This is a genomic window from Pseudomonas sp. G2-4 (assembly GCF_030064125.1).
Taxonomy (GTDB): domain Bacteria; phylum Pseudomonadota; class Gammaproteobacteria; order Pseudomonadales; family Pseudomonadaceae; genus Aquipseudomonas.
Genome location: NZ_CP125957.1, coordinates 4613243 through 4631258, shown reverse-complemented (window position 1 = coordinate 4631258; position 18016 = coordinate 4613243). Strand labels below are relative to the sequence as shown.

Annotated in this window: 24 protein-coding genes and 1 tRNA gene; 16 read left to right on the top strand and 9 right to left on the bottom strand. The window is 57.1% G+C overall.

Annotated elements, in window-relative coordinates:
- The first annotated feature begins 263 nt into the window (after positions 1–263).
- A tRNA-Ser gene (locus tag QNH97_RS20085) sits at positions 264–353 on the top strand.
- Positions 354–486: 133 nt separating this feature from the next.
- On the opposite strand, the gene QNH97_RS20080 is transcribed toward QNH97_RS20085, so the two are convergent.
- Positions 487–1008: a GNAT family N-acetyltransferase gene (locus QNH97_RS20080; RefSeq protein ID WP_283553581.1), complete on the bottom strand. Its 522-nt coding sequence runs from the start codon at positions 1006–1008 to the stop codon at positions 487–489.
- Positions 966–1253 (bottom strand): type II toxin-antitoxin system TacA family antitoxin, encoded by a 288-nt coding sequence (locus QNH97_RS20075; protein WP_283553580.1) that lies wholly within the window; start codon positions 1251–1253, stop codon positions 966–968. The genes QNH97_RS20080 and QNH97_RS20075 overlap by 43 nt, the downstream gene beginning before the upstream one ends.
- A gap of 340 nt (positions 1254–1593) precedes the next feature.
- On the opposite strand from QNH97_RS20075, the gene QNH97_RS20070 reads away from it, so the two are divergent.
- Positions 1594–2796, top strand: coding sequence for an MFS transporter (locus tag QNH97_RS20070; RefSeq protein WP_283553579.1), 1203 nt, complete (start codon positions 1594–1596; stop codon positions 2794–2796).
- Between the two features lie 146 nt (positions 2797–2942).
- The gene (locus tag QNH97_RS20065) at positions 2943–3443 is read left to right on the top strand and encodes a nuclear transport factor 2 family protein (RefSeq protein WP_350356192.1); all 501 of its coding nucleotides are present in this window, start codon (positions 2943–2945) and stop codon (positions 3441–3443) included.
- A gap of 10 nt (positions 3444–3453) precedes the next feature.
- Here the strand turns inward: QNH97_RS20065 and QNH97_RS20060 are convergent, their stop codons facing one another.
- Positions 3454–4269 carry a DUF1206 domain-containing protein gene (locus tag QNH97_RS20060; RefSeq protein ID WP_283553578.1) on the bottom strand — a complete coding sequence of 272 codons (816 nt, stop codon included), beginning with the start codon at positions 4267–4269 and terminating at the stop codon, positions 3454–3456.
- Between the two features lie 211 nt (positions 4270–4480).
- Between QNH97_RS20060 and QNH97_RS20055 the strand changes: the two genes are divergently transcribed.
- From QNH97_RS20055 to QNH97_RS20040, 4 genes are all read left to right on the top strand, one after another.
- Positions 4481–4708 carry an integrase gene (locus QNH97_RS20055; protein WP_025214807.1) on the top strand — a complete coding sequence of 76 codons (228 nt, stop codon included), beginning with the start codon at positions 4481–4483 and terminating at the stop codon, positions 4706–4708.
- Between the two features lie 139 nt (positions 4709–4847).
- Positions 4848–5180, top strand: a complete 333-nt coding sequence (locus QNH97_RS20050; protein WP_283553577.1) for a type II toxin-antitoxin system HigB family toxin — start codon at positions 4848–4850, stop codon at positions 5178–5180.
- A complete protein-coding gene (locus QNH97_RS20045; RefSeq protein WP_283553576.1) occupies positions 5177–5815 on the top strand; it encodes a helix-turn-helix domain-containing protein in 639 nt (212 codons plus the stop codon). Before QNH97_RS20050 ends, QNH97_RS20045 begins: the two co-directional genes overlap by 4 nt.
- Before the next feature lie 68 nt (positions 5816–5883).
- Positions 5884–6654, top strand: a complete 771-nt coding sequence (locus tag QNH97_RS20040) for a class I SAM-dependent methyltransferase (protein ID WP_283553575.1) — start codon at positions 5884–5886, stop codon at positions 6652–6654.
- A 56-nt stretch (positions 6655–6710) separates the two neighbouring features.
- Here the strand turns inward: QNH97_RS20040 and QNH97_RS20035 are convergent, their stop codons facing one another.
- Positions 6711–7028 carry a DUF2834 domain-containing protein gene (locus QNH97_RS20035; protein ID WP_283553574.1) on the bottom strand — a complete coding sequence of 106 codons (318 nt, stop codon included), beginning with the start codon at positions 7026–7028 and terminating at the stop codon, positions 6711–6713.
- Between the two features lie 118 nt (positions 7029–7146).
- Between QNH97_RS20035 and QNH97_RS20030 the strand changes: the two genes are divergently transcribed.
- The 3 genes from QNH97_RS20030 (at position 7147) to QNH97_RS20020 (ending at position 9300) form a co-directional block, all read left to right on the top strand.
- Positions 7147–7962 (top strand): helix-turn-helix domain-containing protein, encoded by an 816-nt coding sequence (locus QNH97_RS20030; RefSeq protein WP_283557516.1) that lies wholly within the window; start codon positions 7147–7149, stop codon positions 7960–7962.
- A gap of 9 nt (positions 7963–7971) precedes the next feature.
- Positions 7972–8775, top strand: a complete 804-nt coding sequence (gene dapF / locus QNH97_RS20025; protein WP_283553573.1) for a diaminopimelate epimerase — start codon at positions 7972–7974, stop codon at positions 8773–8775.
- Positions 8776–8853: 78 nt separating this feature from the next.
- Positions 8854–9300: an NUDIX hydrolase gene (locus QNH97_RS20020; protein WP_283557515.1), complete on the top strand. Its 447-nt coding sequence runs from the start codon at positions 8854–8856 to the stop codon at positions 9298–9300.
- A gap of 6 nt (positions 9301–9306) precedes the next feature.
- Here QNH97_RS20020 and QNH97_RS20015 read toward each other — a convergent pair whose 3' ends face one another.
- Together QNH97_RS20015 and QNH97_RS20010 are read right to left on the bottom strand one after the other, a co-directional pair.
- Entirely contained in the window at positions 9307–9873 is a 567-nt protein-coding gene (locus tag QNH97_RS20015) for a nucleotidyltransferase family protein (protein WP_283553572.1), read from the bottom strand.
- Between the two features lie 159 nt (positions 9874–10032).
- Complete coding sequence (locus QNH97_RS20010; protein ID WP_283553571.1) at positions 10033–10311, bottom strand: short-chain dehydrogenase; 279 nt, start codon at positions 10309–10311, stop codon at positions 10033–10035.
- Positions 10312–10860: 549 nt separating this feature from the next.
- On the opposite strand from QNH97_RS20010, the gene QNH97_RS20005 reads away from it, so the two are divergent.
- Positions 10861–13050 (top strand): GAF domain-containing hybrid sensor histidine kinase/response regulator, encoded by a 2190-nt coding sequence (locus tag QNH97_RS20005; RefSeq protein WP_283553570.1) that lies wholly within the window; start codon positions 10861–10863, stop codon positions 13048–13050.
- A 238-nt stretch (positions 13051–13288) separates the two neighbouring features.
- Here the strand turns inward: QNH97_RS20005 and QNH97_RS20000 are convergent, their stop codons facing one another.
- Positions 13289–13489, bottom strand: coding sequence for a hypothetical protein (locus QNH97_RS20000; RefSeq protein ID WP_283553569.1), 201 nt, complete (start codon positions 13487–13489; stop codon positions 13289–13291).
- A gap of 225 nt (positions 13490–13714) precedes the next feature.
- Between QNH97_RS20000 and QNH97_RS19995 the strand changes: the two genes are divergently transcribed.
- The 3 genes from QNH97_RS19995 (at position 13715) to QNH97_RS19985 (ending at position 14697) form a co-directional block, all read left to right on the top strand.
- Positions 13715–14131 carry a glycine zipper domain-containing protein gene (locus QNH97_RS19995; protein ID WP_283553568.1) on the top strand — a complete coding sequence of 139 codons (417 nt, stop codon included), beginning with the start codon at positions 13715–13717 and terminating at the stop codon, positions 14129–14131.
- A 120-nt stretch (positions 14132–14251) separates the two neighbouring features.
- The gene (locus QNH97_RS19990) at positions 14252–14425 is read left to right on the top strand and encodes a hypothetical protein (protein WP_283553567.1); all 174 of its coding nucleotides are present in this window, start codon (positions 14252–14254) and stop codon (positions 14423–14425) included.
- A gap of 68 nt (positions 14426–14493) precedes the next feature.
- Entirely contained in the window at positions 14494–14697 is a 204-nt protein-coding gene (locus QNH97_RS19985; RefSeq protein ID WP_283553566.1) for a hypothetical protein, read from the top strand.
- Between the two features lie 56 nt (positions 14698–14753).
- Here the strand turns inward: QNH97_RS19985 and QNH97_RS19980 are convergent, their stop codons facing one another.
- A complete protein-coding gene (locus QNH97_RS19980; protein ID WP_283553565.1) occupies positions 14754–15050 on the bottom strand; it encodes a hypothetical protein in 297 nt (98 codons plus the stop codon).
- 300 nt (positions 15051–15350) lie between these two features.
- On the opposite strand from QNH97_RS19980, the gene QNH97_RS19975 reads away from it, so the two are divergent.
- The gene (locus tag QNH97_RS19975) at positions 15351–16046 is read left to right on the top strand and encodes an HAD-IA family hydrolase (protein ID WP_283553564.1); all 696 of its coding nucleotides are present in this window, start codon (positions 15351–15353) and stop codon (positions 16044–16046) included.
- Positions 16047–16128: 82 nt separating this feature from the next.
- On the opposite strand, the gene QNH97_RS19970 is transcribed toward QNH97_RS19975, so the two are convergent.
- A complete protein-coding gene (locus QNH97_RS19970) occupies positions 16129–16875 on the bottom strand; it encodes a 3-oxoacyl-ACP reductase family protein (RefSeq protein WP_283553563.1) in 747 nt (248 codons plus the stop codon).
- A gap of 125 nt (positions 16876–17000) precedes the next feature.
- Between QNH97_RS19970 and QNH97_RS19965 the strand changes: the two genes are divergently transcribed.
- On the top strand, positions 17001–17924 hold the full coding sequence (locus QNH97_RS19965; RefSeq protein ID WP_283553562.1) for a LysR family transcriptional regulator: 924 nt from the start codon (positions 17001–17003) through the stop codon (positions 17922–17924).
- Positions 17925–18016 lie beyond the last annotated feature (92 nt).

Genomic DNA, 18016 nt, shown 5'->3' with positions numbered 1-18016 from the left:
CCGCAGGCCAGGTAAAGCGCCGTGACTGACTCACCGGTCAGCCCTGCACCCTATAAACAGCCTGGGCCGCCCATTCAGCCGCGCCTTCATCTATAGGGCCGCGCATAGGCAAACCCGAAGATTGGCCGGTTTGCCATGCCCCGGCGCGTTTGAAATGTCTGACCACCTTAACCGCATGAAAATTCTGAAAAAAACCTTTGCCATCGGAAAAGCTTTCGACTACATTAGCGCGCCTCGACAGACTGAACAGTTTATCGAGATACGGTGAAGTGTCCGAGTGGCTTAAGGAGCACGCCTGGAAAGTGTGTATACAGGAAACTGTATCGAGAGTTCGAATCTCTCCTTCACCGCCACATTTTGTAAACACAAACCCCTGATTTTCCTAGAGAAAGTCGGGGGTTTGTGGTTTTTGGTGTCTGGAAAATGTCCATGTGGGGACTGGTATGGCGCTGGAGTGTCTTTTTTCTGATTTGAATCCATCAACTGCTACCGAAGCGGCAACATCAGCGTAATGGGCGAAAGCCTTGGACACGGTATAAACCCGGCGTACTTGATGTAAAAGCTCGACAGACGTTCAGTAAGCGGGTGAACAATCATTGCGGTAGAGCCGATGGTGCTTGACGCAGTGATCGCTCGTTCAATCGCATCTTGCAGTAAGTCAATTGCAAAGCCTTGGCCTTGAGCTGCGAGCGTGACCCCCATGCGCCCCAGGAGTGTCACTGGATGCACGCTTGGAGAGTTGCGTTGAGGGCTTTTCGGAACGACGTTCTCGCGTGCGATCGATCCGCTCGACAGGGTGTAATAGCCCATGACGACCGGCGTATCCTTTCGACAGATCACGTATACAACGGCCTGTTTTGCCGCTTGAGCTTTGCGCGCTTGTCTTTGGAGGTAATCGTTGATCGATGCCACACCAGAATCGAATTCATCCAGGATGTGTTCATCGTTCAGCTTTTCCGGCGCCCTCAGCTCCACCGTTTGGGCCTTTCGAGAAGTTGATGCAGGCACTTGTTACCTCGAATTGGATTCGCTTCCATGGCCTGCTCAAATGCGTCAAACGCCGCGTCGTCGAGAAGGAACAGCCGTTTATCCAGAATGACTTCCTCTGCTTTCTGACAAGCAGCTTCCAAGATAAAGCTGGTTCGATCACGACCGGACATAGCAGCCGCCAGATCGATCAGGTTGCGTTTTTTTTCATCCGCTCTCATGTTGATGGGAACGGGCTTGGATTTTTCTTCAATACATACGGTCATGTTTATTCCCGCCTTGGAGATGCCTCGGTGCTTCGCTTAATGTGATCCGTCGTTGGAAAGATCTATCGATTGAGATTGATGCCGTTGAGGGGGGCTTCGCGGTAGATACTACGTCTGTGTATAGCTGATGTCTACACGCGTATATCGATTGGATATACGCCGGTCGCCCCCGTCAACCCTCGCCCAACTCCCTCGGCAACCGGTGCAACAACGCATCGAGGACACCTGATCTGTCAGCAAAGATGTGAATTTCCTAACGTTGACTCCATCACCAGCATGACTATCCCCCCGCGCCACCATGCTACAAAAAAGGCCTATTCAACTCGCGAGAAAAACACCGATGCCATCGCTCGCCAGCGGCAGGCCCTCCAATCGATTCAGTCTGTTTTGTATCGCCAGCTTTCTTCTGTCCATTTCTTATGGCGCCACCTTTCTGGTTTCGCTGCTGGTGTCTTCCCTGGGGGGAACTGAGCGCGATGCTGGACAAGTCTTTGCCGTTGCCATGACGAGTACTCTGGTAGCGGTGGTCGGTTCGGGGCATTTGATGCAGCGCATAGGCGCTGCTCCGTGCATGGCCCTTGGCGCCGTATTTCTGGTCATTTCATCGATGGGGTTCGCCCTGGTGTCGGGCCTTGGCATCGCGTTGTTGGCCTGCGGTTTGATGCTAGGGATCGGATGGGGGCTGTTTTACACGGTCGGGCCCATCATGGTGGCCGCGATGGTCGAGCCCGCCAGGCGGACTCATTGCTTCGCGCTTTTATCGGGCAGCATGTTGACCGGGATCGGCAGCGGCCCTCTCATCGGCAAGTTGGCGAGCTCTGCCGGGTTACCCATCCAGACGGCTTTCTTCTGTGCTGCGGCTTCGGCGTTGCTGGGGGGATTGTATTTCTGGTGGTTGAGAACGGGTTTCGCCGAGGTGGAGCGCCGGTCTGGCGATAAGGTTCGAATGGGGCTGAAATCGGCGGCGGATGTTCTACGCTCACGTTCAGCGTTGTCCATTTTTATGGTGGGGCTGGGGGGCGCGATCTTCGGCGGACTGGGCAGTTTCCAGACAAGCTACGCAGCCAGTCAGGGCCTTGACTACTCGCTGTTCTTCGTTGGTTTCATGGGGGCGGCTATCGCTTGTCGATTATTGATTGCCGGGTGGGTCGTCAGGCGTGACCCATTCGCGACTTCTTGTCTATTGACTACGCTGATGTTGATCGCCGTGGCAGGGTTCGGTGTGTGGGTCCATGACAGCCTGAGTTATGGGTTGACCGCTGCCTTACTTGGGATTGGTTATGGTCTCAACTATTCGGTCATTAATGGCTTGGCGGCCAACGAGGCACCGCCTGGACTGACCGCACAGGCGCTCCTGCTTTTCAGCCTGTCCTACTTTATTGGCGTATTCGGGTTTCCTTTTATCGCCGGCAGGCTCATCAGCAGCACGGGTGTGAATGGCATGCTGCTGAGTGTCGGATTGATCGCTTTAGTTGCTTGGATCTTGAGTGTCAGTCGCTGGCTGGCCGGGCGATTCTGGAAACCAGTATCCATCTCTGAATGAAGTCAACGCCCTCTAATCGCACCAGTGCTTATCACCAAACAGCATCAGGCAAATGCGCAACAGTATCGAGCAACAGCATCCAAACGCATGCCGTTAAGGTTCCCCTTCAAGCGCTTCCTATCAACGGCATTGTTGGGAGAACAATCATGACCACTCGGATGAGTTCGGCTTTACGCCTTCTAGCTATCGCACTGCCTCTGGCTCTTTCAGCGAGCCCAGTGTGGGCATCGGAAACCGCGACTCAAAACACCAATACAGATCGGGTGCGCCAGGCGTTTACGAACTGGCAGCAAGGCAAAGGCACGGTGTTCGATCTGTTGGCGCCCAATGCCACATGGACCGTTGCCGGATCCAGTCCCGTATCTGGGGTGTACAACAGCAAGGAAGATTTAATGGAGCAAGCCGTACGCCCTATCAGTGCTCGGCTGGCGACGCCTATTTCCCCTACCGTCCGGAACATTGTTGCCGACGATGATGTTGTCGTGGTTCTGTGGAACGGCGAAGCCACCGCACTGGATCGTAAACCCTACAACAACACCTACCTGTGGCACATGACATTCAAGGATGGACAGGTCACCGAGGTCACAGCTTTCCTGGACACCTACGTGTTGAACGACCTTTTACGTCGCGTACAACCTGCCCAGTAATAAGTCAGCGCTATGTGTCCGACATCCCTGGCACATCCATGTTGATCTTGCGCCAGGCCGCTTCGGAAAAGCTGTAGACCGAAAAAGCGATCAAGCCCAACGCCATCATCATCAAAACCACACCCCCAGCCGGCAGACTCTGAAGCGCATCGAGGGCGTCCTTCATGCCGGGTGGGTCCATGGCTTTATAGGTCGAGCCACTGATGATCAACAGCAGGGCGATTTCGATGAAGACGACACCACGGGCGATAAGACCGAAGCGCGACACCGGGCGCACATAGCGCATGACGTCTTCGTCCGCTTCAAAGTACTGCTCGAACGACGCTTTCCAACCCTTGATGATGTGAGCGATACCCATCCCGAATGGCACCAGGGCGATAAGGTAGATCAACACATTCGAATGGTCCCAGGACAACAAGCGCGCCAGCAGGTCCTGGGTGTGTCCGTCGCCGGAACCGCCGGAGTTTTTCAACCCGCTGACGAGCAGGCTCAACGCAAAGAACGCCAGCGCGCCGTTGATCAACCCTCCCGCCAGCAGGCCCGCACGAATGACCAGGCCCTTGAGTTCGTTGCCGTGATGATCGACATCGCGGGTGGCTTGCAACACGCGCCATCCGGCGAAGGCGAGCAGTCCCATTACCACCAGACCGACGAGGGCGTGGCCGAACGGTTGGCTCAACAACGCTTCCAGGCTGCTGTGGCTGTCTTTCGGATTGCTTGAGTCTCGAGCCGCCAGCAAGGCGAAGATACCCATGATCAGATAAATAGCGCCTCGAGCGGCATAGCCGCCTCGTGCCAGGAAAACGAGGCTTTGGTGTGGGGTCATAGGGGGAGATTCCGAAGAGGTCATACAGGAGCAGACCCATGGCATTGCGAGGGGTTCGATCAGTGTTCGAGTGTCCAGGGCTATGGTTTTTTTGTGAAGCCGTTGGTTTTTTCGTACAGCGCTAATCGAAAGACTAAGCTGATCCCGAACAAAAACTGCAAATAAGCAGTCTGTTGAAGACCACAAATTCCACTCACCCTGAGGTTGCACAATGAGTCTGATCGATTGCCCTGAATGCGCTTCCCGAATTTCCGACAAGGCCTACGCCTGTCCTCATTGCGGCAACCCTTTCCGCGAACCGAGCTTCCGCCTGACCGAGAAGAACGTCGGGCAGATCGCCGGGGCTGCCGGCGTCTGGCTCACCGCGCCCTGGATCGCGCGAATGGTTTTTGGCGTGGTGGCCGTGATAGCGGTGGCGGCGGTGCTGATCCTGCGCTGATTTGTGAGGGATGCCTTGACCCTCCAGAAGAAACTCCAGGTGTTCCCAGAAAACGGTAAGCCATGTTACGACTTGGCTTACAACCCGGGTTGTGAAAAAACACAACCAGAGTACCATCGGCTCAAAGACAAGGACGCCCATGGATATACTCACGCCATCACGTTTTGACGACGCTGCGATTTTGTACCCGAACGACAAGGCTGGGCTTGATCGTTGCCTACGTATTTTGAAGATGGCTCGCCCCAAGGCGTTCGCGGACCTGCAAAAGCTTTTTGGTACGCACGGTGTCGACTTGTTCAAGCCCAGAGCCGCGATGAATTGGGTTGTGATCGACGTAGGCGGTAACAATCTCAGGGTGGTAGGCGGAGTCAACTACACCCGGCAAAAGTTCTACGTCAAACACATCTACACGCATGCCGATTACGACGTTGCCAACAGCTGGTATGCAAGAAACAAAGGGGTAAAACGATGAGCGCAGCCCGGAACGACTTTCAAACCGTGATCGCAACGCTGGGTGAGTTGCACGCGGTGTTGGAGCGCCTGCGCGGGGAGTTTGTGCATGGCATCAAGACCCCTGCCGACTATGAGCGTGCGACCGGCCTGCTCGATGAACTCACAGACGGGCGTGAACTGAGCAAGACCGAGGAGAAAATTCTCGTTGAGCTTGAGGACGAAATTCTCGCTTACCAGCGCGACTCCGACCAGTTCCGCGAATCGAATGCCACTTCTGAGGCGACCTGCACCCCTGTGCAACTGATCAAGGATTTGATGGAGACGCTCGGGCTCACGGGTTCAGACCTCCCTGAAATTGGTGATAAAACGGCGGTGTCCAAGGTCCTCAGTGGAGATCGGCCCATCAGTCACAAGATGGCTTACGCGCTGGCAGAGCGGTTTGCGATGGAGCCGAGCGCTTTCCTGTCGGCTGCCCCGGCAAAGGCGACGCCTATCCAAACCGTTCGCCCCTCCGCCAAGAAGACCTCAGCGCATTACCGCTTTCGTAGCGACTCTTTGACCGCACAGCCAGTTGGAGAGGCCAGTCCCGGTGAATACAAAGTGGTGACTCCGAAGGGCCGCAGAAAGACAGTTGAAAATCCGGAAAAGGGCTAGGCAATTATTCTTCCCCTTCAATCCAGGGGCAGCCCGGCTAATGAACATCACAATGAGGGTCATTGCTCATGGCGAACATTCAAAAGGCCGCTCAGATTGGATACTCATCCCAAGCCCACACTTATGCCAAGGGACGCCCGAACTACCCAAGCGAACTACGTGCCTGGCTTAAACAGGAATTGGGCCTTCTTCCCGGATCGGCAGTTATCGATTTAGGAGCCGGCACAGGAAAATTCACTCGATTGTTGAAATCCATGGAGCTCGATGTTGTTGCAGTCGAACCCGTTGAGGCCATGCGCGCCGAGTTTTCCAAGAGTCTACCGGACGTCAGGATTGTGGAAGGGACGGCAGAAAGTATTCCGCTCGGATCTGGAGCAGCACAAGCGCTGGTGTGCGCCCAAGCCTTCCACTGGTTTGCAAACGAAAGAGCGCTTGCCGAGATCCACCGAGTGCTCAGGCCGAATGGCCGCCTGGGGCTGATCTGGAACGTACGTGATGAGTCGGTGGACTGGGTGGCCGCCATCACTGACATCATCACGCCGTACGAAGGCGACACTCCCCGTTTTCATACCGGATCGTGGCGGTCACCCTTCACGGGAAACGACTTCTCGACTCCCGAACTGACCTGTTTTCAATACACGCATTCAGGAACTGCCAAGGAAGTCATCATGGACCGCTTCCTGTCGGTGAGTTTCATCGCCGCGTTGCCTCCTGCCGAAAAGGCCAAGGTGAGCGATCAGTTGCAGCACTTGGTCGACACGCATCCATCCTTGCGAGGGCGTGAAGTTATTGACTTTCCCTATCAAACCCAAGCCTATCTGTGTCGCCGTTTGGATTGAGGGCAGGGCTGGTCAATGCCACCTCAGCGTGATTGAAGGATTGGTTTAGGTGGGCGCTAGTCGTTAACCGGTTTACGGGCAAACCCATTAATGACGATGTACAGCAGTGGACCGATCGATACGAACAACGCCGTGATCAGGAAGTAGGGCAGTAATGAGGCGAGCGACCGGCCTTTCGAGCGCGAGTCCTTGTACATCCAGATGCACGCCAGGCAAGCGAGCAGATAAAGGTCGATGACAACCTGCGCGGTGTCTGGACTAGACATTAGCCCGTAGCCGAACTCGAGTAGCGATTGCTCTGCGAGCAGTAGAGTGCTCGCTGTATATAAAGAAAAAAGCAGCAATGTGATTAGAGCAATGTAGGGCTTTTTCACGTTGTCCTCCTTGGACAAAACCATCGATCAGTACGGGAAGGTTAGTGATAAGGTCGCAATGGCCTCAATGACCTCTGAGGTCATGGACGACGCCTATCCGCAATATCAGAGTCAACGCATGAGTAGCCGACCTTTTCCTCGATCAACATCATCCATATCAGCGGGTGTACAACTGCGCCAGTTGCGCCAACAGGCTGGATTGAGCCAGTTGAATCTCGCACTGATTACCGGAATGTCTCAGCGCCACCTCAGTTGCATCGAGACGGGTCGCGCCAAAGCCAGTCCTGGTACTTTGCATAATCTGCTGACCGCTCTGGATGTTCCTTTGGAGCGTTGCAACAACATCTTTCTCGCCAGCGGTTATGCCCCCCGCTATGACGCTACGCCTCTGGCCTCACCGTCGATGGAAGTGGTTCGTGGGGCCATTGATCACATACTTCACGCCAACAATCCTGCTCCGGCGATTGTTTTGGGCAGTCATTGGGAAGTTCTTGCAGCCAACGCCAGCACTGGCGTTTTGTTCGATTTGGTGGGTCTTGCCAGAGACGCGGCAGAAGGGCTGAACCTCTTGGTGACGCTGCTGCAAGCAGGCGGCTTGGGCGATCATTTGTGCAACGCCGAGGAAATAAGATGGGTGGCTTGGCAACGGGCAGCTCGAGAAGCCTCAAGCAATCCTGCGCTGGCCGATATTCTGAAGAACCTGCCGGTCCCGCACAGACTTTCAACGCTGGCTGACGAAGTGCCGCCGTTGTTGCTGACGCGAATCAACTCTTCCCGCGGCGAGCTGAAGTTTATGTCAACGTTTACGACATTCGGCATGCCGCTCGATATCACGATGAGCTCATTGCGCATCGAGCATCTGATTCCTGCTGATGCGAAGACCTGGGAGGTCATGACCCATGCTTACGGGCAGATGCAACCTACACATCAATAGAGTATTTGCATGCCGCTGACTTTTCATAAAATGCACGCCAACGGCGATGACTTCGTTGTCGTGGATTCGCGAAGCTCGATCAATCCTGTGACAAGCGCCATGGTCCGGCGAATGGGTGATCGGAATCGAGGCATCGGCTTCAATCAATTGGCGGTGCTGCTCGATTGCGACGATGCTGATGCGCGTTTGGTTTTCTGGAATGCCGATGGTTCTACGCTGGATGTTTGCGGCAGTGCGACGCGAGGTGCTGCGGACCTGCTCATGCGCGAGTCCAATACGAATTCGATAGTGCTGCGCACCCAGCGCGGACTACTTGGCTGCGAGCGAACCTCGACCGGAGAAATCTCTGTCAACATGGGGCTGCCGCTTTTCGACTGGCAAGATATTCCCTTGGCTCGGGAATTGAACACCGCTGCTTTGCCACTTTCAGGTGACCCGGCAACATGCAGCATGGGAAATCCGCACTGCACTTATTTTGTGGATGACTTGGCAGCCGTTGATATCTTGACGATCGGACCGGCAATCGAAACCAACCCTCTATTTCCACTCAAGACCAACGTACATTTCGTCCAGGTCATTAACCGGAGGCACATCCGACTGCGCATCTGGGAGCGGGGCGCTGGTATTGCCCTTGGCTCCGGCTCCTGCTCGTGTGGCGCGGTTGTTAATGGGATTCGTCGTGGTTTGTTGGACAGCACCGTTGAAGTTGAATGTGATGGCGGGCGTGTGACGGTTCACTGGAACGGCGTGGGGGAAGTCGTTCTTATCGGTCCGGTGGAGGCGAGTTTTTCGGGGACGATGAGCCAAGGTTGAGTCGGTATGCGTTTCAACCCTGACACCGTTGGATTGGCAGGGCGTTGTACGTTATTAAATCAAAAGGAAGTTTTACTCATGTCGGAACACCGTATTCGTCCTCTCGCGCTCTGTATCTTTCATCATCACGGAAAAATACTGGTCAACCAGTTTTACGATGCCATCAAAAAGCAGACGTTTTTTCGTCCTGTTGGCGGTGGTATTGAGTTCGGCGAAAGGAGCCACGATGCCATCGTCCGAGAGGTGCAAGAAGAGCTGGGCACCTCGATCAGCGACCTTCGACTGATTGGCACGTTGGAAAGCATTTTCACCTACGCCGGCAAGCCTGGGCACGAGATCGTCCAAGTCTACGATGCTAGGTTCGACGACGCCGATGTCTACGAAAAACCTTGGCTGGAAGGCTTTGAAAGCGACGGCGCTTCGTTCAGGGCTACGTGGTGCTCCAGTGCCAGTTTCACGGCTCTATCACCGTTGGTACCTGAGGGGCTTTACGATTTGCTCAAGTCGGCTTCGCTCCTTGAGTGAGTCGGATCAGCGAAGGTCATCCATGATCCTGAGCCAAGGCCAGCGAGCCTGATAACTTTTCGCCTTCTCATCGAATAAATCTGGCAGGGGATTCTTTGGGTTGATACGAAGAACGCCTTGCTCTACGTCGTCCAGGCCATAGGGCGCATAGACCTCACCGGTTTCCGCGTCCAGTCCAATACACGTACCCGCAACCAGATAACGATCAATGCCATCCCGGGCTGACTGAAGCTGAGGATAAGGCTTGCCAAACCGCTGACCGTACCAAAGGTGGACGCGAGCCTGGTTCTTGATCTCAATATTGGCGTCGAGGTCCTGGAAGAGACGCTGGGCGGCGTTGATAACCTCGTTCTCGGCCTCCCAAGACAGGTCAGGGTCAAAGTAAAAAACGTCGTAATCCTTCACGCCCCACGCGGGTGGCCGCTTCGACTGATGATTCCAGATGGCTTGGAACAGGCAACCAGCCGTGAGCAGGCATTGATCCAGACCGAGTGAAGGTAGGCGCGAGGTGATTTGCGCGTTGATTGGATTGGTCATTGCGATCCTGACCAAGCTTTCGACCGTCAATGTCATAGGCATCTCTTTTTGAGTCGGTTCGGTCCTGACGCTCCAATAGATTCTCGGTGGCGAGGGAGTTTGCTCCCGCTGGGCTGCGTAGCGGCCCCTTTTGGTGAGCGCTTCGCACTCAAGCGGGAGCAAGCTCCCTCGCCACGGGATTGTCGACTGGCAGGTTTATACAGTGGAACCTGCAGGCGCCGCATCCAACCGTCGCGCAATCACATCCATCACGTCGCAACCATCGCGCAGCGGAATGCAACAAAGCTGCGCCAGATCCTGAAGGGTGGCTGGGTCGATGGTCTGGTCGTCACGCATCGCGATGTTTTCCAGAAACTGGGTAGCGGCACGGATTCGGTAGGCTGCTGCATCGAGCAGGATGTGTAGCGGGGCGGTGGTATCGACGTAGAGGGGTTGGTCGTCGGCGTTGCTGGTGAGGCCCATATATTGGTTCATTAGAAAGCTCCACTGGAAGAGTTTCGCCACCTGTCGTCGCCAAACGAGGGTGGCAACTGTACGCAGGTTGGCGAACCGGAGTGGAAGCCGGCAGACCCGAAGATCTCCCGCGTACAGCTGCCATAACGACAACTCTACAGATGCGAGAACGCCTGCAACAAGCAAGCGCTTTCGCATACCACTGCGGGTCGCCAAACCCGGTCGCCATCTGGGCGACGCCAGGACTATAGCCGCCACCGCAAAAAATACGCAAGGGATTGATAGGGAAGGGGATTCCCAATCATATGTAGGACGTTGTCATCATCGTAAGCGTCCGAGCTGTACGTCTTACAAATCAGTAGATCTATTGCCTACATCAGGGCGTTCCCCGCTGATATGTAGGACATTACTGTAGCCCCCCTGCACCTTTTCGCCCTTCACCCCCCATTTACAGCCCTACACATCCCACAATCCAATCGCGCATTCCCCCCTGACGCGGGATAATACGGCCCGGCTTGAGGTCATGAGTGCCTCCCTTGATTTGTATTGGCGGCAGAAGGATCGATCGCAATGACAGACTGGCTGCAAAGCTACGGAGAAATGGCCGAACGGATACGCGGCCATGATTGGGGCGAGAATCCGCTCGGGCCGCCGAAACAGTGGCCCGACGTGTTGAAAACCACCGTAGCGCTGAGCCTTGCCTCGCATTTCCCCCAGGCCATTGTGTGGGGGCCGGATTTGATCACGGTGTACAACGATGCATTCCTGACCATCCTCGGCAATAAGCCTGAAGCGCTGGGCCGGCGGTTCGATGAGGTCTGGCAGGAGGTCTGGAGCGACATTGGCCCGATCGTGCAGGGGGCTTTCGGCGGGCAAGCGACCTATATAGAAAACTTTCCCCTGGTTATCGAGCGTGGCGGCGGCCTTGAGCAGGCCTATTTCACCTTCTGCTATAGCCCCATTCGCGACCAGTTCGGCAAGGTCGTGGGCATGTTGGATACGGTCACCGAGACCACCTCGACGGTGTTCATGACCCAGCGCCTGGCGGTCTTGGATGCCATCGGCAGTGCGGTGGCGAACGCCACCGACCCGCTGGTGATCATGGCGACCACCACGCGGATTCTGGCGGCGCACCTGAACCTGTCCAATTGTGCGTATGCGGACATGGATGAGGATGAGGACGGTTTCACGATTCGCGGCGATTGGGCCCGGGCCGGCTCGCCCCATATTGTCGGACACTATCGGCTGGCGGATTTCGGTCGGCTGGCGGTCACCAACCTGCGCGCTGGCAAACCGCTGGTAATCAACGATAACTTGGCAGAGCTGGCGCCAGACGAAGCGGCAACGTTCCAGGCGATTGGTATCGCCGCGACCATTTGCGTCCCGCTGATCAAGAATGGGCGTTTGACGGCGTTGATGGCCATCCACGATAAAACCCCCCGAGTCTGGTCATCCCATGATCTGGCGCTGCTGATGGAAGTCACCGAGCGGTCCTGGGCCCATATCGAACGCACCCGCGCCGACGCCGCCGTGCGTGAAGGGCTGACCGCTTTGGCTGAGCTGAATGCGACGCTGGAGGAACGCGTGGAGGAACGCACCACCCGTCTCAAGCAGACCGAAGCGGCGCTACGCCAGTCGCAAAAACTCGAGGCCATTGGCCAGCTTACGGGCGGCGTAGCCCATGACTTCAATAACCTGCTGACGATCATCCGCTCCTCCGTCGACTTCCTGCGCATGCCCAACCTGTCCACTGAGCGTCGCAATCGCTACATGACAGCGGTTTCCGAGACCGTGGAGCGCGCCGCCAAGTTGACCAGCCAACTGCTGGCGTTTGCCCGGCGTCAGCCGTTGAAGCCGCAAGTCATCGATGTGGGCAAGCAGGTGCAGAGCCTGGGGGACATGCTGGAAACCGTCACGGGGGCGCGCATTCAGGTCAAGGTCGAGTTGTGCGACCGACCGTGTTTCATCCGTGCGGATCTGAGCCAGTTCGAAACGGCCCTGATCAACATGGCGCTGAACGCCCGGGATGCCATGAATGGGCAGGGCACGTTGTGGCTTCGGCTTCATTGCGGTGATGGCATGCCGCCGATCCGCGGTCATGCCGGGTCCCGACAGGCCTTTACTGCTATTGCCCTGGCGGACACCGGCACCGGTATTACCTCAGAAGTGCTTGAGCACATCTTCGAACCCTTTTTCACCACCAAGGACGTGGGCAAGGGCACCGGGCTGGGGTTGTCCCAGGTGTTCGGGTTTGCCAAGCAGTCTGGCGGCGACGTCGATGTTTCGACCGTGGTTGGGGAGGGAACGGTATTTACCTTGTACCTTCCGGAAGTGGAACCCGAAAAAACCTGTGAGCCGGCCAAGGAAGAAAGCCCGCATCTGATGCTGGAAAAGGGCCAGCGCCGGGTGTTGATCGTGGAAGACAACCTCGAGGTAGGGCGTTTTGCGAACCAGATCCTCCACGACCTGGGCTACGAAACGGCCTGGGCGACCAACGCCGAAGAGGCGCTGGAAATGGTTGGCCCGGATGCGAAGGCATTCGATGCGGTATTTTCTGACGTCGTCATGCCGGGCATCAGCGGCATAGCCCTGGCCAAGGAATTGCGTCGGCGTCGCCCGGACCTGCCGGTGGTCCTGACGTCTGGTTATAGCGAAGAGTTGGCCTACAGTGGTCATGAAGGCTTTGAGTTTTTGTCCAAACCTTATTCAGCCGATCAGGTTTCGCGGATTTTAAACCGGACGATGTTGGGGGCTGAGTGAGTGTTTCCTTTTTGAAACAGCGAGTTCCATTCGTCGGCCAAGGGCTTTTCTGAAGCGCCAGTCTTTTAATGACCGACTAGTCTCATGGTCGTGAAGGTCGATATTTTTCAGGCAATCGGTTGTTGCCGGTATGGACCTCGATGAAAGGGGAAAGTCGATGGGAGCAACGTACAGCGAAGAGAACGGCGCCGCGTATCCGATCAATGAAGGGTTGCAATGTGGTCAGTCAGCCTACCGATCAGACTTTGGCGACGAGCCGATCAAGTCCATCCGGACGAAGGTGTCCAAAGTGCAGCGAGGGGAGAAGGCCAAGTTTTTGCCCAAGGTTCCGGTCAGGAAATGATAGAAAGCGCAGCCCCGTCACTGAACGGGGCTTTTTTTTAGCTGGATTTCGCCAAGAAAATAGAAAGTCTCGTAAATATTTTTCATCTTTTTTCAACGGGCCGTTCCTTTCACGTTTCTTTCACAAGCAGGCACGTAATCTCAGCTCATCCGTTAGAAAGCAGTACCTGGCCCGTTTCCCCAGCGGGCTTTTTTTTGCCTGTCATAAAACTCCCCCTCCGTTTGTTGTCCAACCGGTATGGCTGATCGCTATCTAGCGTAAACTGACGCTAGCGCGCACCGGCCATTTCTCCCCCGATGCGGCATTCTTGAGGTTTCTATCATGCGTTTGACTTTGTCCACCTTGGTGCTTGGGCTTTTGGTAGCCCAGGGCGCGATGGCTGCCGGTGACGGTACCGCTGCAGTCGGCGGGGGTTTGGGCGGTGTATTGGGTAACGTGGTCGGCCAGCAGATGGGCGGCAGCACAGGTGCCGCGATTGGCGCCGGCGTCGGTGGTGCAGCCGGCAGTGCGGTGGGTGCGCGTAAAGGCAGCCGTACGGAAGCGGCTATTGGTGGCGGCTTGGGTTCGGCCGGTGGTTCAATTGTCGGCAATCGCCTGGGCGGCTCTACCGGTTCTACCATCGGCGCGGGCGTTGGCGGCGCGGCGGGTGGCGCATTAGGCAGCAACCTGTCGAATGACAACGACGGTCACTCGGGTGGTAAGAAGCACAAGCACAAACATAAAAGAAAGCATCGCTAAGCGCATGCTTGGATGAAAAGACCCGGCCATGTGCCGGGTTTTTTCTTGAGCATATAACTGGAACGATTGGCCGCTGCCCGCCTCGAATTCATACATCCATCAGCAATCGCGAGGTGTGCCATGACGCCGGAAACTGAAGGCAAGGAAGAAAAAGGTCCGACGGGCGTTCCCTTCATCAATGATCCGGGCGTCAACGACCCGGGCAATGAAGACCCCGGGTCCCTGATGGATGACGCCCAGGTGCCCTTGATCGAGGATGAGGACGCTGAGCTTGAGGACGAGTCCTACGATTGAAGCCGCTCAAGCTGATGCTTCTCGTCCTCGAACTGCATGACAGGTGATCCCGCCTGCCAGGAGGTTATATGACTGCCGATTTTCCTGTCCCCGACGACGATGAAACCCCGGAGTACCCGCTGCCATCACCGACCGACTCCCTGAGCCGCGACCAGCGTCCGCCTGACGACGAGGCTGGTGTAGAGCAGGTGCCCAGCGACGATGAAGATGTCGAGGCGACCCCGGATGACCCGGACATCGCCGGTGACGATGCTTCAGGCAAGCCGAGCTGATAACGGGTCCGCTCGTCGATTTCGCGGCACCATCGACCAGCCACGGTTGCCACACATCAGGTAGGTATCTTGAAAAGGAGACTCACCATGATGAAGTTCACCGTGACGGCGTTGACACTTGCCGGCGTTCTTTCGCTCAGCTCAGTGGCTGTTGGCGCACAGTCCTCAAGCAGTAACCCTCCTGTGGATAAAGGCGGGATGCCACCGTCCACCGAGATGGAGGCGGGCTCCAGTTCGCCATCCGGGAATGCCTTGCCGCCGGGCTCCGTGGAGGGCGGCAACGGCAGCGACGCCAGTGGCAGCAGCACCAGCCCGGGTACGGGAAGTGGTTCAACGAGCGGTGGCAGTTCCATGGGCGGCGATTCTTCCAGCAGCGGAACCGGAGCCGGGACCAGCGACAGCGGCGGTAGCTCAAGCAGTGGTTCGAGTGGATCCAGCGGATCGAGTCAGTAGCGACCCGGCCATGACTTGATGCTGCGCTTTCTTTGGCGCGGAAACTTGCTTCCTCGCCAAAGAAATGTCCGACATACAGATTTCTCGTTGCCTGTTCCAAGCGCCCCTCGTTATCCTGCTGAATCCTTTAAGGCGAACACACTGACCTGGCCGCACCTGAGCCATCCCTGGAATGTTGTGTTGATAACGGATCAGATGCGATGAATGCACCGCTGAAAGAGTTTGGCCCGATCAAGGCTGTAATTTTCGACATGGATGGGCTGCTGCTGGACACCGAGGGGATTTACACCGAGGTCACCTCCATCATCGCCGAGCGCTACGGGCGCACGTTCGACTGGAGCGTCAAGCAGAACATCATCGGTCGTGGTGCCGGGGATCTGGCCCGTTATGTGGTCCAGGCGCTGGAGTTGCCGATCACTCCCGAGGAGTTCCTGGTGATTCGTGAGCCGCTGATGCGTGAGCGCTTTCCCCATGCGCTGGCAATGCCGGGCGCCGAGGAGCTGGTGCGGCACCTGAAGGCCAGTGGCGTTCCGATAGCGGTGGGCACCAGTTCGTCGAGCCAGTCGTTTGCGCTTAAAACTACCTTGCACCGGGACTGGTTCGCGCTGTTCGACTTCATCGTGACGGCGGACGACCCTGAAGTCACTGCGGCGAAACCGGCGCCGGATATCTTCCTCACTGCCGCACGCCGCCTGGGCGTTGCTCCGCGCGACTGCCTGGTGTTCGAGGATTCACCGTTCGGTGTGACGGCTGCAAAAGCCGCCGGCATGACCGCCATTGCCATTCCGGATTCAGCCATGGCTGACGAAAAATACGCCCATGCCGACGGGATCATTCGCTCCTTGAAGATGTTCCAGCCAGGCCTTTGTGGCTTGCCGGAATTGGAGTGGGCCTAAAAAAGGGCTGCTGCGCAGCCCGGCGGGAGTAAGCTCCCTCGCCACATGGGTTGAAGCCATGATCGGCGTTTTTCATGCCTGATCAGGCGCCGAAACCACCGTCGATGGTCAGGCTGGCGCCGGTGATGTAGCCGGCTTCCGGCCCTGCCAGATAGGCAACGAAGCTGGCGATTTCGTCGACGTTGCCGTAGCGCCCGATCGCCATCAGCGACATCAGGCTGGAGGCGAAGTCGCTGTCGGCCGGGTTCATGTCGGTGTCCACTGGGCCGGGCTGCACATTGTTGACGGTGATGCCCCGCGGGCCGAGGTCACGGGCCAGGCCTTTGGTCAGGCCCACCAGCGCGGATTTGCTCATGGCGTAAGGCGCGCCACCGGCGAAGGGCATGCGGTCGGCGTTGGTGCTGCCGATGTTGATGACCCGACCACCTTCGGTCATGTGTCGCGCGGCGGCCTGGGTGGCGACGAACACGCTGCGCACGTTGATCGCCAGGGTCTGGTCGAAGTCTTCGAGTTTGAATTCGTCCAGCGGTGCCATGGCCAGCACGCCGGCATTGTTGACCAGGATGTCCAACCGGCCGAAGGCCTCGACCGTGGCAGCGACGGCATTGCGGATGGCGTCGGCGTCGGCGCTGTCGGCCTTGATCGCCAAGGCCTTGCCGCCCGTTGCGGTAATGCTGTTTTGCAGTTCTTCAGACTTTGCGGCAGAGCTGACGTAGGTGAAGGCCACCGCGGCGCCTTCTGCTGCGAGGCGTTTGACGATGGCGGCGCCGATGCCGCGAGAACCGCCTTGGATCAAGGCGACTTTACCGCTCAATGTTTGCGTGCTCATGGTGTTCTCCAAGTGTGCCGAGGCGAGATGCCGCGGTTGATGGACGGAGTATCGGGAAATGGTTCTCGGCTGTGTAGACGCTTATTGATACAGTCTGTGTAAACCAAAAGTTTAGAGTGGCGCCGATGGAAACCTTTAGCAGTATCGAATGCTTTGTGCGCAGCGCCGAAGTCGGCAGCTTTGCCGAGGCTGCGCGGCGCTTGAGCGTGACCCCGGCGGCGGTGGGTAAAAGCGTGGCCAAGCTCGAAGCGCGGATGGGCGTCCGGCTGTTCCAGCGTAGCACCCGTAGCCTGGCCCTGACTGAAGCCGGCCAGCTGTTCTTGAGGGAAGTCAGCAGCAGTTTCAATACCATCCAGAACGCCGTCGCCAACCTGGCCAGTGCCAGTGGGCAGCCGGCAGGGACGCTGAAGGTGAGCATGGGCACGGCGTTCGGTCGATTGTATGTCGTGCCGTTACTGGGGGAGTTTTTGCAACGTTACCCGGCGATCAATCCGGACTGGCATTTCGATAACCGCCAGGTGGACCTGATCGGCCAAGGCTTCGATGCCGCCATCGGGGGTGGTTTTGAGTTGCCCTTGGGTGTGGTGGCGCGCAAGTTGACGGTGGCCCATCGGGTGCTGGTCGCCTCAACAGACTATCTGCAACACCATGGGCCGCTGATCGAGCCGGAGGATTTGGCGCACCACCACGGCATCCTGATCCGCTCGCCCCAGACTGGGCGTATTCGTTCCTGGCAACTGACCAGCCGCACCCGGCAACACAGCCCGCTCATGCTTAAGGCCCGTATGACCATGAGCGATTCGGAAGCGGCCTGCGCCACCGCAGCCCAAGGGCTGGGCATCGCCCTGGTGAGCATGCCGTTCGCCGTTTCCTACCTGGAATCCGGCGTGTTGCAACGGGTGCTGCCGGACTGGTACGTCGACGATGGCAACATTTCCATCTATTACGCTGAGCACAAACTCTTACCGGGCAAGACCCGGGCGTTTGTGGATTTCATCATTGAGCAGTTTGCCGCGCAGGGGTTGGGGGAGCGGTTTAGCGCGGTTTGAGGTTGGCCGAGTACCGCGTTGCCCTCATCGCGAGCAAGCTCGCTCCCACATGGATTTTAGTGTTCACAAAATGTGTGCTCGCCGCAAAACCA

Bases quoted from the DNA above. Each gene is read 5' to 3' on its own strand.
- QNH97_RS20015 (WP_283553572.1), bottom strand. From the start codon at position 9,873: ATGACATTGACGGTCGAAAGCTTGGTCAGGATCGCAATGACCAATCCA.
- QNH97_RS19995 (WP_283553568.1), top strand. From the start codon at position 13,715: ATGCGTTTGACTTTGTCCACCTTGGTGCTTGGGCTTTTGGTAGCCCAG.
- QNH97_RS20030 (WP_283557516.1), top strand. From the start codon at position 7,147: ATGAGTAGCCGACCTTTTCCTCGATCAACATCATCCATATCAGCGGGT.
- QNH97_RS20040 (WP_283553575.1), top strand. From the start codon at position 5,884: ATGGCGAACATTCAAAAGGCCGCTCAGATTGGATACTCATCCCAAGCC.
- QNH97_RS19980 (WP_283553565.1), bottom strand. From the start codon at position 15,050: ATGGAACTGCCACCGCTCGTTGAACCACTTCCCGTACCCGGGCTGGTG.
- QNH97_RS20055 (WP_025214807.1), top strand. From the start codon at position 4,481: ATGAGTCTGATCGATTGCCCTGAATGCGCTTCCCGAATTTCCGACAAG.
- QNH97_RS20045 (WP_283553576.1), top strand. From the start codon at position 5,177: ATGAGCGCAGCCCGGAACGACTTTCAAACCGTGATCGCAACGCTGGGT.
- QNH97_RS20005 (WP_283553570.1), top strand. From the start codon at position 10,861: ATGACAGACTGGCTGCAAAGCTACGGAGAAATGGCCGAACGGATACGC.
- QNH97_RS20010 (WP_283553571.1), bottom strand. From the start codon at position 10,311: ATGAACCAATATATGGGCCTCACCAGCAACGCCGACGACCAACCCCTC.
- QNH97_RS20070 (WP_283553579.1), top strand. From the start codon at position 1,594: ATGCCATCGCTCGCCAGCGGCAGGCCCTCCAATCGATTCAGTCTGTTT.
- QNH97_RS19965 (WP_283553562.1), top strand. From the start codon at position 17,001: ATGGAAACCTTTAGCAGTATCGAATGCTTTGTGCGCAGCGCCGAAGTC.
- dapF (WP_283553573.1), top strand. From the start codon at position 7,972: ATGCCGCTGACTTTTCATAAAATGCACGCCAACGGCGATGACTTCGTT.
- QNH97_RS20065 (WP_350356192.1), top strand. From the start codon at position 2,943: ATGACCACTCGGATGAGTTCGGCTTTACGCCTTCTAGCTATCGCACTG.
- QNH97_RS19975 (WP_283553564.1), top strand. From the start codon at position 15,351: ATGAATGCACCGCTGAAAGAGTTTGGCCCGATCAAGGCTGTAATTTTC.
- QNH97_RS20050 (WP_283553577.1), top strand. From the start codon at position 4,848: ATGGATATACTCACGCCATCACGTTTTGACGACGCTGCGATTTTGTAC.
- QNH97_RS20020 (WP_283557515.1), top strand. From the start codon at position 8,854: ATGTCGGAACACCGTATTCGTCCTCTCGCGCTCTGTATCTTTCATCAT.
- QNH97_RS20060 (WP_283553578.1), bottom strand. From the start codon at position 4,269: ATGACCCCACACCAAAGCCTCGTTTTCCTGGCACGAGGCGGCTATGCC.
- QNH97_RS19970 (WP_283553563.1), bottom strand. From the start codon at position 16,875: ATGAGCACGCAAACATTGAGCGGTAAAGTCGCCTTGATCCAAGGCGGT.
- QNH97_RS19985 (WP_283553566.1), top strand. From the start codon at position 14,494: ATGACTGCCGATTTTCCTGTCCCCGACGACGATGAAACCCCGGAGTAC.
- QNH97_RS19990 (WP_283553567.1), top strand. From the start codon at position 14,252: ATGACGCCGGAAACTGAAGGCAAGGAAGAAAAAGGTCCGACGGGCGTT.
- QNH97_RS20075 (WP_283553580.1), bottom strand. From the start codon at position 1,253: ATGACCGTATGTATTGAAGAAAAATCCAAGCCCGTTCCCATCAACATG.